The following is a 13,578-nucleotide window of genomic DNA, read 5'->3' as shown; positions in this document are numbered from 1 at the left end:
TTCAGCCTCTGCTGAGCGGGGCTTCGTTGCTCCGCGATTGTAGTGAAGCCGTGCGGCGGGAGCTGCTGCCGGGAAACCGTTCAGTGGCGGCCGCTGTCGTGAAGCCTCAGGCCATGGGCTTCTAGGGGACCCCCGTACAGGACCGTCCGTACACGACGCCCCTACAGCGTGGGCACGGCCAGCTCGGCCCAGATGGTCTTGCCCGTGGCGGTCTGCCGGGTGCCCCAGCTCTCGGTGAGCTGGGCCACCAGCAGCAGTCCGCGGCCGCCCTCGTCGAAGGCGCGGGCCCGGCGCAGATGCGGTGAGGTGCCGCTGCCGTCGGAGACCTCGCAGATCAGCGCCCGGTCGTGGATCAGGCGCAGCCTGATGGGCGGCGTGGCATGCCGGATGGCGTTGGTGACCAGCTCGCTGACCACCAACTCCATGGTGAACGCGGCCTCTTCGAAACCCCATGCGGCCAGCCGCTTGGCGGCCTCCCGGCGGGCCCGGGCCACCACGGCCGGGTCGTTCGGCAGCTCCCAGGTGGCCACGTGGTCCGCGCCCAGCCCCCGGGTGCGGGCCAGGAGCAGGGCGACGTCGTCGGTGGGGTGGCCCGGAAGCAGCTTGGCCAGCACCGTCCGGCACAGGCCGTCCAGCGAGTCGGCGGGCCGGGCGAGCGTGCGGCGCAGGGTGTCGATCGCCTTGTCGACGTCCTGGCCGCGGGCCTCGATCAGACCGTCGGTGTAGAGGGCCAGCAGGCTGCCCTCCGGCAGTTCGAGGTCGACCGCCTCGAACGGCAGGCTCCCCAGCCCCAGCGGCGGTCCGCTGGGCAGGTCGAGGAGGGTGGCGGTGCCGTCGGGCGTGACCAGCACAGGCGGCGGATGCCCGGCTCGGGCCAGGGAGCAGCGGCGGGAGACCGGGTCGTAGACCGCGTACAGACAGGTGGCGCCGAGCTGTGCGTAGGCCGCCTCCGCCGCGTCCGGATCGCCGGCGCCGCTCTCCGTCTCGGCGGTGAGATGGTTGATCAGATCGTCCAGATGGGTGAGCAGCTCATCGGGGGGCAGATCGACGTCGGCGAGGGTGCGCACCGCCGTCCGCAGCCGCCCCATGGCCGCCGACGCCCGGACGCCATGGCCCACCACATCGCCGACGACCAGGGCGACGCGCGCGCCCGCCAGCCGGATGACGTCGAACCAGTCGCCGCCCACCCCCGACCGGGAGTCGGCCGGCCGATAGCCGGACGCGAGCTCCACCGCGGCGCTCGGGGGCAGGGTGCGCGGCAGCAGACTGCGCTGCAGGGCCAGCGCGGTGTGCCGCTCATGGGTGTACCGCCGGGCGTTGTCGACGCAGACGGCGGCCCTGGCCGTCATCTCCTCGGCGAGCAGCAGATCGTCGTGCTCGAACGGCTCGGGGCGGCGGTGCCGGGAGAAGGCGGCCACGCCGAGGGTGATGCCGCGCGCCCGCAGGGGAACGGCCATCGTCGAATGGAACCCGAACCGGCGGACCATGGCGGCCCGGTCCGGGTCCTCGTCGGCCCACCGGGCGACGGCGGGGTCGGTCTCCCGGTGCAGCATCGCCCGCTCGGCCTTCAGGCACTCGGCCGCGGGGGAGAAGTCGGGGTAGGCGGCCACCTGCCCCGGCCGCAGCACGGCCTCCGGGCAGCCCGCGAAGACCGACTGGGCGGCGACCCGGCGCAGCAGCACATGGCCGCCCGGCGAGCCGGGGCGCGGTTCGCCCCCGTCGTGCACGGTGGGCAGCAGATCGACCGTCACGAAGTCGGCGAGCGCCGGGACGGCCACTTCGGCCAGCTCCTGCGCGGTCCGGTCGATGTCCAGCGTGCTGCCGATCCGGACGCTGGCCTCGTTGAGCAGCGTCAGCCGCTGCCGGGCGGTCCGCGGGCCGGTCATGTCGTGAGCCGGCGGCCGAGGTGCGGCGGTGCGCCAGCAGCCCCAGCTCCACGGCGGAGCCATCGCGGCGCAGCAGGGTGGCCCGCCCGTTGAGCCGGGCGGGCGGGGAGGGGGAGCGCAGCGCGGCCGGCACCTCGGCGCGGGCGGGCGAGGCGTCGTGGAGCAGATCGGCCGCGGGCCTGCCCACGATCTCGGCGGGGCGGTAACCGAGCAGCCCGCGGGCCGCCTCGTTCCACTGGGTGACGATGCCGTGCCCGTCGACCGTGGCCTTGGCGGTGGCCCCCTTGCCGGGGAGATCGCCCGACCGGACGGACCGCTCGTCCCGCGGGGTGTCCGGTCGCGTCATGGTGTCATCTCAACCCTTGCCCGGGTCTTCCGCCATGGGCACATGGGCGGGGTGACGGATCCACCGTGGCGCCCTTGGCGGAGGGTGAACCAATGGTCACGCCTTCAAGTATGCCCACGGTGAGAGGGGTCGGCACACGCTGCGCGGTGTGCGGATCCCGGCCGGGAGCCGCCGGTCAGGAGTCGACCGGGAACTCGTACACCAGCTGATACCGCCCGGCCGGGACGACGATGTCCGCCGTCTCCACGGCCCGATCGCCGCTGTAGTACGTGCGCTCCAGCGCCTCGACCACCGAACCCGTCGTGATCTCCAGCAGCGACGCCTCCTCCGCCGACGCCGTGCGCGCCACGACCGCCTCCACCGCCCGGTCCACCGGCAGCCCGATGTGCGCCATCCGCGCCACCACTCCGCGCCCCGCCAGCGGGCCCGCCTCCGGGAGCGCGACCGGCGTGCCGCCCGTCAGCTCCAGCGGCTCCCAGCTCGTCGAGATCATGGTGGGCTCACCCGCGGCCCCCGCAGCGCTCCCGCCGCCGCTCCGGAACACATACGCACTGCGCACCACCTGCGCTCCGGGCGCCAGCCCCAGGCGCTCGGCGATCCCCGGCGGCGCGGCCACCGTGGTCGAACTCCCCACGCGCCGGCCGTCGCCGCCGTGCCCCGGCAGATCCAGCACATACGGCGTGCCGCTGAGCCGTCCGTCGTGCCATGAGCGCAGCATCCGGCGCAGCGCCCGGGGCTCGCGCACGTACACCCCGCTGCCCGCCCGGCCGTGCACCAGCCCCTCGGCCATCAGCACCCGCACCGCGGAGTTCGCCACATTCGGGCCGACGCCGTAGCTCCGGGCCAGTTGGGCGCGGGAGGGCAGCTGGGCGCCCGCCGGGAGCCGGCCGTCCTCGATCCGGCGGCGCAGGTCCCGGGCCAGGCTCAGATAGGCGGGTGGCTCGGGTGGCTCGGGTGGTTCGGATGCGGTCATGGTCCTGTCGTCCGCTTCTTCGTCTCTCGTGCTTCCACGCTTCTTCGTCTCTCGTGCTTCCGGTGGTCGCGCGGGGCTCCGGCGGCTCCCGGGTGGGTAACTGTGACGGATGCCACAGCGCCGGCCTGATGCACCAGGTGCGCATCGTGCCGGGTTCGCGGCGGGCCGACCGGCAGGGGCAACACCCTATTCCCGTCGGCCGGGAAACCTGATGCAACAGATCCGCCCCAGCTCCTCCCGTTCTTCCCGCCCGGAATCAAAGTCAGCATTTGAGATCCCCCAAAGAACCGTTTGACGTGCGAGGACGTCGCCCGCAAGATTTCTTTCCGCCGCTTTCCCGTGCCGCGTAAGAAATGTGACATCTTTATGAACGATTCCGCCGTGCCCGTGCCGGGGCCCGACCGCCGACCGGTCGACGCCGTGGTCGTGGGGGCCGGTCCGCGCGGGGTGTCGGTGCTGGAACGGCTGGTGGCGAGGACGGTCCCGGGCGACCGTCCGCTCCGTACGGTGCTGGTCGACCCGTATCCGCCGGGCGCCGGACGGGTGTGGCGGCGTGATCAGCCGCCGCAGTTGCTGATGAACACGATGGTGGCCGACAACACCGTTTTCCCCGACGGATCGGTGCGCCTGGACGCGCCCGTGGACACCGGTCCCACGTTCTCGGAATGGCTGCGGGGTATCGCCGGGAAGGGCCATCCCGATTCCACCGCCTGGGAATTCGCCGCCCACGCCGATGACCGCGACTACGCCCCGCGCCGCGTCTACGGGGCGTATCTCACCGACGCGCTGGACCGGATACGGGCGGCCGCGGGGGACCGGATACGGATAGCGGTCCGCACGGCGGCCGTGGTGCGGGTGATGCCCCTGACGGCCCCGGCGGGCTCCTCCGGCACACCCGCCGGATACCAGGTCGTCCTGGACGACGGGGACCGGCTGGAGGCCCGGGCCGTCGTCATCGCCACCGGCCACCTCGACGCGCCCGCCGCCCCGCCGCGGCGTGCGCCGCTCCACCTCCCCGGCGGCCACCCCACCGACTACGCCCTCGACGCCATCGCCCCCCGCGCCCGGGTGCTGCTGCGGGGCGGCGGGCTCAACGCCTTCGACGTACTCGCCCTGCTCACCCTCGGCCGGGGCGGCCGCTTCGGCGAGCACGGCTACACGCCCAGCGGCCGGGAGCCGCGCATCTGGATCACCAGTCGGCGCGGTGTCCCGTTCCACGCCCGGGTGGACACCCCCGGGGTCAGGGCGCCCGTCGCCTTCCTCACCCCCGGGCGGGTCGCCGCGCTCGCCGCCCGCGAACGGCTCGACTTCCGCGCCGATGTGCTGCCGTGGCTGGTCGCCGACCTCGAACTCGCCTGGTACGACCGGGTGCTGAAGCTCCACGCCGGCCAACTGCCCGACCCCGGCGCGCTGCGCCGCGCCCTCGCCGAGCCGCCCGGCCCCGGCCGCGACACCGCCCTGCGCGCCGCCGCCCCCGCCGCCCTCCGGCTGGACCTGGACGCGATCGCCGAACCGTTGCGGGGGCGGAGCTTCGCCCACCACGCGGAGCTGGACGCCTGGTGGGCCGGGCACCTCGACGCCGACGCGGCCGCGGCCACCGATCCCCGGGTGCCCCCGCCCGCCGCGCTCGCCGTCGCCGTACGCCAGGCCCGCCCCGCGCTGCGCACGCTCATCACGGCGGGCGGCCTCAGCGGCGAGTCGTACCGGCGGGACATCCTCGGCTGGTTCAACGGCTTCGCCAACTTCGTCTCCGGCGGCCCGCCCGCGCTGCGGGTCCGCCAGCTACGGGCGCTGCTGGACGCGGGCGTGGTGCGCCTGCTGGGGCCGGTCCGCCCGGGGACGCGGGCGGAGTCCGCGGTCGTGCCGGGGCTTTCGGTACGGCCCGACGCGGTGATCGACGCCTGGCTGCCCGGAACAGATGTCACCACCGACGGCCCCGGCGTCGTCCGCGGGCTTCTCGCCGACGGCGTGGCCCGCCCCCACCGGCTGGCCTCGGCCGGGACGGACGCCGAACCGCTGCCCACCGGCGCGCTCGACGTCCGCCCCGCCGACGGCCGGGTCCGCCGCCCCGACGGCACGGCGCACCGGGCGCTCTTCGCCGTGGGCGTCCCCCTGGAAGGCGTCCGCTGGACCACCGCCATCGGGGCCCGGCCCGGTACGAACGCGGACTTCTTCCACGAGACCGACCGCGTCGCCGCCGAACTGCTCCGCGCCGTCGGCCCACCGGAGTGCCGCCATGTCCCCGTCCCCCGCCGTCCCCTGACCGAGGAGCGTCAGCAGTGACCGTCGCAGAACCCGTCCGGGCCGCCCATCCCAGCCGCTGGCAGGAGTGGGGCCTGGCCCCGGGGTCGGCCGGGGAGTCGGCCGACCCCGCCTATCTCGACCTCTGCGGCGACCCCGCCGAACAGGGCCGGCAACACGGCCGCGCCGCCCGTGCGGCGATCGCCGCCAATATCGCCGCCGTGCGCCGCGACATCGGCGAACTGTGCACCGACGAGGCGTCGGTGAGCCGCTACCGCCAGTGCCTCGCCGCCAACGCCGACTTCGTGCGCCGTGCGGACCCCGGGCAGTGGGCCGAGCTGTGCGGTATCGCCGAGGGCGCGGACGCGCCCCTGGAGGACATCCTCGCGCTCAACCTGCCCGCCCATATGGTGCTGCGCTGGGTTCCGCAGGAGTGCAGCCAGCTCCTGGCCTCCGGTGACCGCGCCGCCGCCGGGCACACCCTGCTCGCCAAGACCCGTGACATGGCCGGGCACTTCGCCGAGCATGTCGTGCTGCGCCGCCGCTACCCCGACGGGCGGCGGATGACCGAGGTCACCGTCGCGGGCAGTGTGCTGTGGCCGGGCAGCGGTATCAACGACTCCGGGCTGGCGATGTCCACCTCCGGCGTCTGGAGCGAGCGCACCGGAGTGGACTGGCGGGCCTCCGGCACCGGATGGATCCTCATCAACTCGCACGATCTGCTGCGTCGCGCCCGCACCGCGGGGGAGTTCGCCGACCTGTTGCGCGGGCAGCCCAGGCTGAGCGGTCTGAACATCGCGCTCGCCGACCCGGGCGACCGGCTCGCCGTGGAGGCCACCGCCTCCGAGGTGACCGTCCGCGACCGGGCCGACCACCATGTGCTCACCAACCACTACGAGTGCCCGGCCACCGCCCCGCTCGCGCCCGGCCCGGACCAGAACGCCTCCTCGTACCACCGCGCCGCCACCGCGGGCCGCGCCCTGGGCACCTCGCACGGGCTCACCCCGGGGGCGCTCGCCGAACTGCTCGCCGACCACACCGGCTATCCGCAGGACTCGCTCTGCCGCCACCAGGTCGAGGGGGCCGGCTCCGAGACGACCTACGCCTCCATCGCCGTGCTCCCCGAGGGCGCCTTCTATGTGACCCTCGGCAACCCCTGCGCCTCCGACCGGACGGTCTTCACCGATCCACAGGCAGCGGCGGAAACAGGGGGAGCGGCCGGATGAACGGCACACCACGGCTGACCCGGCGCGGCCTCCTCGGCCTCGGCGCCGGGCTCGCGCTCACCCCGGCGCTGGCCGGCTGCCTGCCCGGAGACACCCCGCGGGACCGGGCGGACGCCTCGCATGTGGTGATCGGGCTGTCCGCGGCCGTCACCACCCTCGACCCGATGAACACCACCTCGGTCGGCACCGATCTGTCCGTGCTGTCCTCGGCCTACTCCTCGCTGGTCACTCGCGGGCCCGACCTGAGCATCGGCCCGGACGCCGCCACCTCCTGGCGGCGTGTGGAGCCCACCCGCTGGCGGTTTCACCTCCATCCCGGGGCGGCGTTCGCCGACGGCACCCCGCTGGACGCCGACGTCGTCGTCTGGAACGTCCGGCGGCTGCTCGACGCGGACAACGCGCTGCGCATGACCCCCAACTTCCCCGATCTCACCCGGGCGGAGAAGGTGGACCGGCGTACCGTCGACCTCATCACCTCCCGCCCCGACGCCGATCTGCTCGGCGCGCTGTCCTTCCTGTATCTGCTGGAGCCCCACTGGGCGGCGCGCCACAAGCCCGCCACCGAGGCGATGGGATCGGGCCCGTACACGATCACGAGCTACAGCCCCGGTGGCAACGTCGAGCTGCGTGCCCGCGACGACTACTGGGGCCCCGCGCCCGCTATCCGCCGGGTCACCTTCCGGATCACCCCCTCCGAGGCCGCCCGCGTCTCCGGGCTGCTCTCCGGTGAACTCGACGCCGTCGCCGGGCTCGACCCGCAGGACCTGAACCGGCTGCGCGCCGACCGGGCGCTGCGGATCCAGCGGCTGGACACCACCCGGATGGCGTTCATCAAGCTCAACACCCTCAAGGGTCCGATGCGCGACGTACGGGTGCGGCGCGCGGTCAACTACGCGGTCGACAAGCGGGCCATCACCTCCAGCCTGCTGAAGAACACCGTCGACCCCAGCCCCGGCCAGCTGATGACCGACCACTACTCCGGCTACACCCGGGGCCTCACGGGCTACCCGCACGACCCGGACCGGGCCAGGGCGCTGCTGCGCCAAGCCGGTTACGGCACGGGCCGGCCGCTGAGCCTGGAGCTGACCGTGCCCAGCGGCCAGTACGTGGCGGGCGAACTCGTCGTGCAGGCCGTCGCCCAGCAGCTCCGCGAGATCGGCGTGAACGTGAGGATCAACAGCCTGCCGTTCGCCATCTACATGCAGAAGTATCTGCAGCAGAAGGCGATGCCCGATATGCAGTACATCACCCAGGCGTGGCCCACCCTCGCCGCCGGCGGGCTCTACGGGCTCTTCGTCGCCGACAGCCCCTACGCCTACTGGGACGACGAGGAGTTCACCGACGCCGTCACCCGGGCGCGCGGCACCGACGACCGCACCGAACGCGACACGCTCTACGGCCGGGCGGCGCGGCGCGCCCGCGACCAGGCCCCGGTGCTCTTCCTCTTCCCGCAGCCCGGTCTTCACGCCACGGCCGAGGACCTGAACTGGCGGGCCAGGCCCGACGACTGGGTCCGCCCCGCCGAGATGTCCTGGAAGGGGGCCGCGGGATGATCCGCTTCCTGATCCGCCGCCTCGTGCTGACCGCGCTGACCGTCTGGGGCGCCCTTTCGGCGGTCTTCTGCGTGCTGCACTCCTCCGGCAACCCCGCCGTGCTGATGGCCCCCATCGGCTCCCCGCCCGAGAAGGTGGCCCAGCTCAGCCACGCCCTCGGCTACGACCGTCCGCTGGCCGAGCAGTACGCGTCGTTCTTCGGCGACGCCCTGCGCGGCCACTTCCCCGACTCGCTCACCTTCCAGCAGCCCGCCATCGACGTGGTGCTGCAACGGCTCGGCGCCACCGTGCTGCTGGCCGCCGTCGCCCTCGCCGGGGCCGCCGCCGCGGCGCTCGTGGTCGGGCTGTGGACCGGGTCGCGCGAGGGCGGCGGGGCGGGCCGCGAATGGCCCATGTGGCTGGTGTTCCTCACCCAGTCGGTGCCCGGCTTCTACATCGGTGTCCTGCTGGTGTGGGTCTTCGGTGTCGAGCTGGCCTGGCTGCCCACCTCCGGCGCCACCACCGCCACCTCCATCCTGCTGCCCGCGGTCACCCTCGCCTGCGGGGTGCTGCCGCCGCTGGCCCGGGTGTTCCGCAACAACCTCCGCGGTGAGCTGGCCCGCCCGTACTCCCGCACCGGGACGGCGCTCGGCATGAGCCGCGCCCGGGTGGTGCGGCACGCCGCGTACGGATCGATGCTGCCCACCGTCACCGTCCTCGGGCTGGAGGCGGGCACGCTGCTCGGCGGCACCGTGATCGTGGAGTCGGTGTTCTCCTGGCCCGGCGTCGGCCAGCTCGCCATCACCGCCCTGCAGAACCAGGACTATCCGCTGGTCCTCGCCGACCTGACCTTCCTCATCACCGCCTTCGTCGTGGTCAACCTGGTCGTCGACCTGCTCTATGGCGTGCTCGACCCGCGCGTCCGCCACCAGGGAGGAGAGAGCCGATGAGCCACCCCATGAAGCAGGGCCGGCGGTTCCGGCCGGGCGCGGCCGGCGCCACCGGTGCCGTGCTGCTCGCCCTCGTGGTGCTGCTCGCGCTGCTCGCGCCCGTGCTCGCCCCGCACGATCCGCTCGCCCAGGACCTCGTCCACACCGACGCGGCGCCCGGCGTCCCAGGCCATCCGCTCGGCACCGACCAGCTCGGCCGCGATCTGCTCAGCCGGCTGCTGTACGGCGCCCGCACCCCACTGCTGGTGGGAGCACTCGCCATGGTCTGCGGCGGCCTCGCGGGGACGCTGCTCGGGCTGCTGTCCGGGTTCGCCCGCGGCTGGCTGGACCAGGTGCTCTCCCGGCTCGCCGATGTGCAACTGGCCCTGCCGTCCATCCTGCTGGCGCTGCTGGTGCTGACCTTCGGCGGACAGTCCACCGCCGTCCTGGTGCTGGTGATCGCGCTGACCGGCTGGCCCGCGTACTTCCGCCTCGTCCGCTCACGGGTGTTCGCCCTGCGCACCATGGCGTATGTCGAGGCGTCGCTGACCCAGGGCGTCGCCACCTGGCGGGTGCTGGTGTACGACCTGCTGCCCGGGGTGCGCGGTCTGGTCGCCGTCACCGCCACCCTCGATCTGTCCCGCGCCGTGCTGATGGAGGCCGGGCTCACCTATCTGGGCCTCGGCGCCCAGGCGCCCGCCCCCGACTGGGGGCTGATGGTGGCCGAGGGGCAGGGACAGCTACTCGGCGCCTGGTGGATCGCCGTACTGCCGGGCCTCGGCCTGGTGGCGCTGGTGATCGGCGCCAATCTGCTGGGGGAGCGGCTCGCCGAGCGCGGCGAGGGACGCCGCGCGGCCCGCAGCACCGTGAAGAAGACCGTCACCGCGAGGAGCACCACCGTATGATCCCCGACACCGATACCGTCCGCGCCCGCTGGGCCCGCGTCCAGCACAACCTGCGGGCCGACGGCGTGGACGCCATGGTCGTCGTCAAGCCGCAGAACACCTTCTACCTCTCCGGCTACACGCCGATGATCTACTCCCACCCGGTACTGGTGGTGCTGCCCGCCGAGGGCGAGCCGGTGTTCATCCTGCACGCGCTGCGCGCCCACAGCTCCCGCACGGTCTCCCGGATCTCCGACATCCGCCCCTACGGGCGCTGGGCCAAGGAGATCGGCCCCGACCACTGGTGGCAGGTGCTCGCCGAGGTGATGGCCGAACGGGGGCTGAGCGACGCCAGGATCGGCATCGAGGGCGAGTTCCTGCCCGCCAACTACCAGCGCAGGCTCGAACTCACCCTGCCCGAGGCGGCCTTCACCGACACCGGCCAGGCCCTGATGCGCGCCCGCTACGTCAAGGACGCCGCCGAGCTCGAATCGCTCCGCGTCGCCTGCGAGATCGCGGACGCGGGCATGGACGCGGCGCTGGAGGCGGTCGCCGGGCGGCGCAGCGAGGTCGAGGTCTCCTCGGTCGCCATGCGCACCATGCAGGAGGTGTGGTCCAGCCTCCACCCCGACCGGCTCGCCATGGACTTCGGCAACCTCGAGGGCGGCGTCTTCAACGCCCTGTGGGCCTATTCCCTGGTCGGCGACCGGGTGCCGATGAACTCCGCACCACCCACCTCCCGCCGCCCGGTCAGCGGCGAGATCCAGTGGACCGTCATCTGGACCGCCATCGACGGCATGCACGCCGAGAACGAGCGCAGCGTCGCCGTCGGCCCGCTGCCCGCCGAGCGGCAGCGCGCCTTCGAGGCGCTGCTGGCCATCCGCGAGGAGGTCCAGCCGTATCTGAGGCCCGGACTGACCTGCGCCGAGGTCTACGAGGCGGCCCGGACAAGCTATGTGCGCCACGGATACGGCGACTACCTACCTGGCCGCATCGGCCACGGCCTTGGCCTCGGCCCGCATGAGCAGCCGAGCCTGGGCCCGCACGACGACCTGGTGCTGGAGCCCGGGATGACGCTCACCTTCGAGCCGAACCTGCGCATCCCCAGCTTCGGCGGCCTCCAGCACTCCGACAGCCTGGTGATCACCGAAGCCGGTCATGAGCTGCTGACCCACACCCGACGCGACCTGATCCAGGTCTGAGCGCGCTGAGAGGATGAAACCGGTGACGGATCCGGTGACGGAACGGGCGAAGAGCCCGCTGCTGGAGGTGTCCGGCCTGAGCGTCGCCTTCCCGGACGCCGGCGTCGAGGCCGTACGCGAGGTGTCCTGGCAGGTCCGGCCGGGCGAGACGGTCGGCCTGGTGGGGGAGTCGGGCTCGGGCAAGAGCGCCACCGGACTCGCGGTCCTCGGCCTTCACGGGCCGCGGACGCGGATCACCGGATCCATCCGGCTCGACGGCCAGGAGCTGGTCGGCGCCGGGGAACGCACCCTGCGCGAGCTGCGCGGCCGCCGCGTCTCGATGGTCTTCCAGGACGCCCTCGACGCGCTCAACCCGTACCGCACGGTCGGCGCGCAGATAGCCGAGGCGTACCGGCTGCACCACGACGTGAAGCGGTCCCAGGCCCGCACCCGCGCTGTGGAACTGCTGGAACGCGTCGGCATCGACCGGCCGGAGCGGCGCGCCAGGGAATATCCGCACCAGTTCTCCGGCGGGATGCGACAGCGTGTGATGATCGCCGCCGCACTGGTCAACGAACCGGAACTGGTGATCGCCGACGAGCCCACCACGGCGCTGGACGCCACCGTCCAGGCCCAGGTCCTGGAACTCCTCGCGGAGCTGCGGCGAGAGATGGGCATGGCGGTGGTGCTGATCACCCATGACTTCGGGGTGGTCGGGCAGATGTGCTCGCGCGTGGTCGTCATGTACCGCGGCCGGGTCGTCGAACAGGGCCCGACCGAGCGCATCCTGACCGCCGCCCAACACCCCTACACCCGTGCCCTGGTGACATCCGTCCCCCATATGGACGATGTCCCGGGCACCCGCCTCGCCACAGTCCCCGAAACCGTCGCCGCCCTGGTGGGCCCCATGGACGAGGAGTCCCTCGCGGACCCCTCCCTGCGCATCGCCTCCGGCGGCCCGGCGCCCGACACCTCGCCCTCGCCCGAGGGCGCCCTCCCAGGAGTTGAGGGGAGCCCGAGGCCCGCCTCGGAGCCGGACCCGACCTCGCCCAACGGGCCGACCCCAGCGTCGGCGTCGGCCTCGTCGGCCGCCGGAACAACGGACGGCCCGCCCGCGGGGCCACCCTCGGGCGCCGCGCCCAACGCGGGCTCGGGCAGCGGCCAGGAGCCGGTGCCCGCCACCGTGCCGGATCCGGCGGCTGCCGCCACGGGCGACTCCGGCGACTCGGAGGCCGACGGACTGCCCGTCCCGGTCCCGGGCGAGGGGGCGCCCTCCGGTGCGGTATGCGCTTCGGGCCTGGACGGCGATCCCGTTCCGGCTGCCGAGGGGGCTCCGTCTCCCGACTCGCGATCGGTCCCGGGCGAGGGGACGCCCTCGGACGCGGCATCCGTCCCTGGCCCGCGCTCCGACCAGGAGCCGGTGCCCGCCACCATGGCGGCTTCGGCGGCCGCCGCCACGGCTGACTCAGGCGATCCGGAGGCCGACGGGCCGCCGTCCGGCGTGGCGGCGGTCGATGGAGCCCGTCCGGCGATTGAGGACCGGGGTTCGGGGCGGAGCCCCGGTCGGGGTGTGGGGGCGGAGCCCCGGCTCGGGAAGGGGCGGGGAGGGGGAGAAACGCCCCTGCTCCAGGTCCGTGGGCTCACCGTCACCTACCCCGGTGCCCTCGCTCGCCCCCCGCTCCGGGCCGTCGACGGCGTCGACTTCGCCATCGCACCCGGCGAATCCTTCGGCCTCGTCGGCGAGTCCGGCTCCGGCAAGAGCACCATCTCCCGTGTGCTGCTCGGCCTCCAGCGGGCGGGCTCCGGAAGCGTGCTCTTCGACGCGGAGGACATCACCCACGCCACCCGGCGCCGCCGCCGTGAGCTGGCCGCCGGGATCCAGATGGTGTTCCAGGACCCGTACGGTTCGCTCAACCCCGACCGCCGCATCGGCGACACCATCGGCGCCGCGCTCCCCCGGGGAGCGGCCCGCCGCGAACGTGTCGCCGCGCTGCTCACCGAGGTCGGCCTGGACCCGGAGCTGGCCGGCGCCTACCCGGACCGGCTCTCCGGCGGGATGCGCCAGCGCGTCGGCATCGCCCGCGCCCTCGCGCCGGAACCCCGGCTGCTGGTAGCCGACGAACCGGTGTCCGCGCTCGACGTCTCCGTCCAGGCGCAGGTGCTCAACCTCCTCACCCAGCTGCGCCGGGACCGAGGTCTGGCGATGCTCTTCATCTCCCATGACCTCACCGTCGTACGGCACATGTGCTCGCGGATCGCCGTACTGCGCCACGGCCGGATCATCGAGACCGGGGACCGCGAGCAGATCATGGAGCGTCCGGACAGCGACTACACCCGTGCGCTGATCGAGGCCACCCCGTCCCTGCGCCGCCCGGCATGA

The 13,578-nt window shown here is 73.8% G+C and carries 8 protein-coding genes and 1 pseudogene; 7 read left to right on the top strand and 2 right to left on the bottom strand.

The window, feature by feature from the left end:
• Positions 1 to 161 precede the first annotated feature (161 nt).
• Positions 162 to 2,232: pseudogene (locus tag J5X86_RS26540) on the bottom strand (SpoIIE family protein phosphatase).
• Between the two features lie 175 nt (positions 2,233 to 2,407).
• Positions 2,408 to 3,205 (bottom strand): GntR family transcriptional regulator, encoded by a 798-nt coding sequence (locus J5X86_RS26535; protein ID WP_208519228.1) that lies wholly within the window; start codon positions 3,203 to 3,205, stop codon positions 2,408 to 2,410.
• A 366-nt stretch (positions 3,206 to 3,571) separates the two neighbouring features.
• On the opposite strand from J5X86_RS26535, the gene J5X86_RS26530 reads away from it, so the two are divergent.
• Genes J5X86_RS26530 through J5X86_RS52525 form a run of 7 tightly spaced genes read left to right on the top strand, consistent with a single transcriptional unit; the run spans position 3,572 to position 13,578 of the window.
• Positions 3,572 to 5,488 (top strand): FAD/NAD(P)-binding protein, encoded by a 1,917-nt coding sequence (locus J5X86_RS26530; protein WP_208519227.1) that lies wholly within the window; start codon positions 3,572 to 3,574, stop codon positions 5,486 to 5,488.
• Positions 5,485 to 6,672: a C45 family peptidase gene (locus J5X86_RS26525; RefSeq protein ID WP_208519226.1), complete on the top strand. Its 1,188-nt coding sequence runs from the start codon at positions 5,485 to 5,487 to the stop codon at positions 6,670 to 6,672. The genes J5X86_RS26530 and J5X86_RS26525 overlap by 4 nt, the downstream gene beginning before the upstream one ends.
• Positions 6,669 to 8,225: an ABC transporter substrate-binding protein gene (locus J5X86_RS26520; protein WP_208519225.1), complete on the top strand. Its 1,557-nt coding sequence runs from the start codon at positions 6,669 to 6,671 to the stop codon at positions 8,223 to 8,225. Before J5X86_RS26525 ends, J5X86_RS26520 begins: the two co-directional genes overlap by 4 nt.
• Complete coding sequence (locus J5X86_RS26515; RefSeq protein WP_078638861.1) at positions 8,222 to 9,154, top strand: ABC transporter permease; 933 nt, start codon at positions 8,222 to 8,224, stop codon at positions 9,152 to 9,154. The genes J5X86_RS26520 and J5X86_RS26515 overlap by 4 nt, the downstream gene beginning before the upstream one ends.
• Positions 9,151 to 10,038, top strand: a complete 888-nt coding sequence (locus tag J5X86_RS26510) for an ABC transporter permease (RefSeq protein ID WP_208519224.1) — start codon at positions 9,151 to 9,153, stop codon at positions 10,036 to 10,038. Before J5X86_RS26515 ends, J5X86_RS26510 begins: the two co-directional genes overlap by 4 nt.
• The gene (locus J5X86_RS26505) at positions 10,035 to 11,219 is read left to right on the top strand and encodes a Xaa-Pro peptidase family protein (RefSeq protein WP_208519223.1); all 1,185 of its coding nucleotides are present in this window, start codon (positions 10,035 to 10,037) and stop codon (positions 11,217 to 11,219) included. The genes J5X86_RS26510 and J5X86_RS26505 overlap by 4 nt, the downstream gene beginning before the upstream one ends.
• A gap of 22 nt (positions 11,220 to 11,241) precedes the next feature.
• Positions 11,242 to 13,578, top strand: a complete 2,337-nt coding sequence (locus tag J5X86_RS52525; protein ID WP_308124728.1) for a dipeptide ABC transporter ATP-binding protein — start codon at positions 11,242 to 11,244, stop codon at positions 13,576 to 13,578.

It is taken from the genome of Streptomyces sp. NEAU-YJ-81 (genome assembly GCF_017592595.1).
In the GTDB taxonomy this organism is placed as follows: Bacteria; Actinomycetota; Actinomycetes; order Streptomycetales; family Streptomycetaceae; genus Streptomyces; species Streptomyces hygroscopicus_B.
Note: the sequence above shows the minus strand (reverse complement) of the source record. Positions and strands in the feature narration are given on the sequence as shown.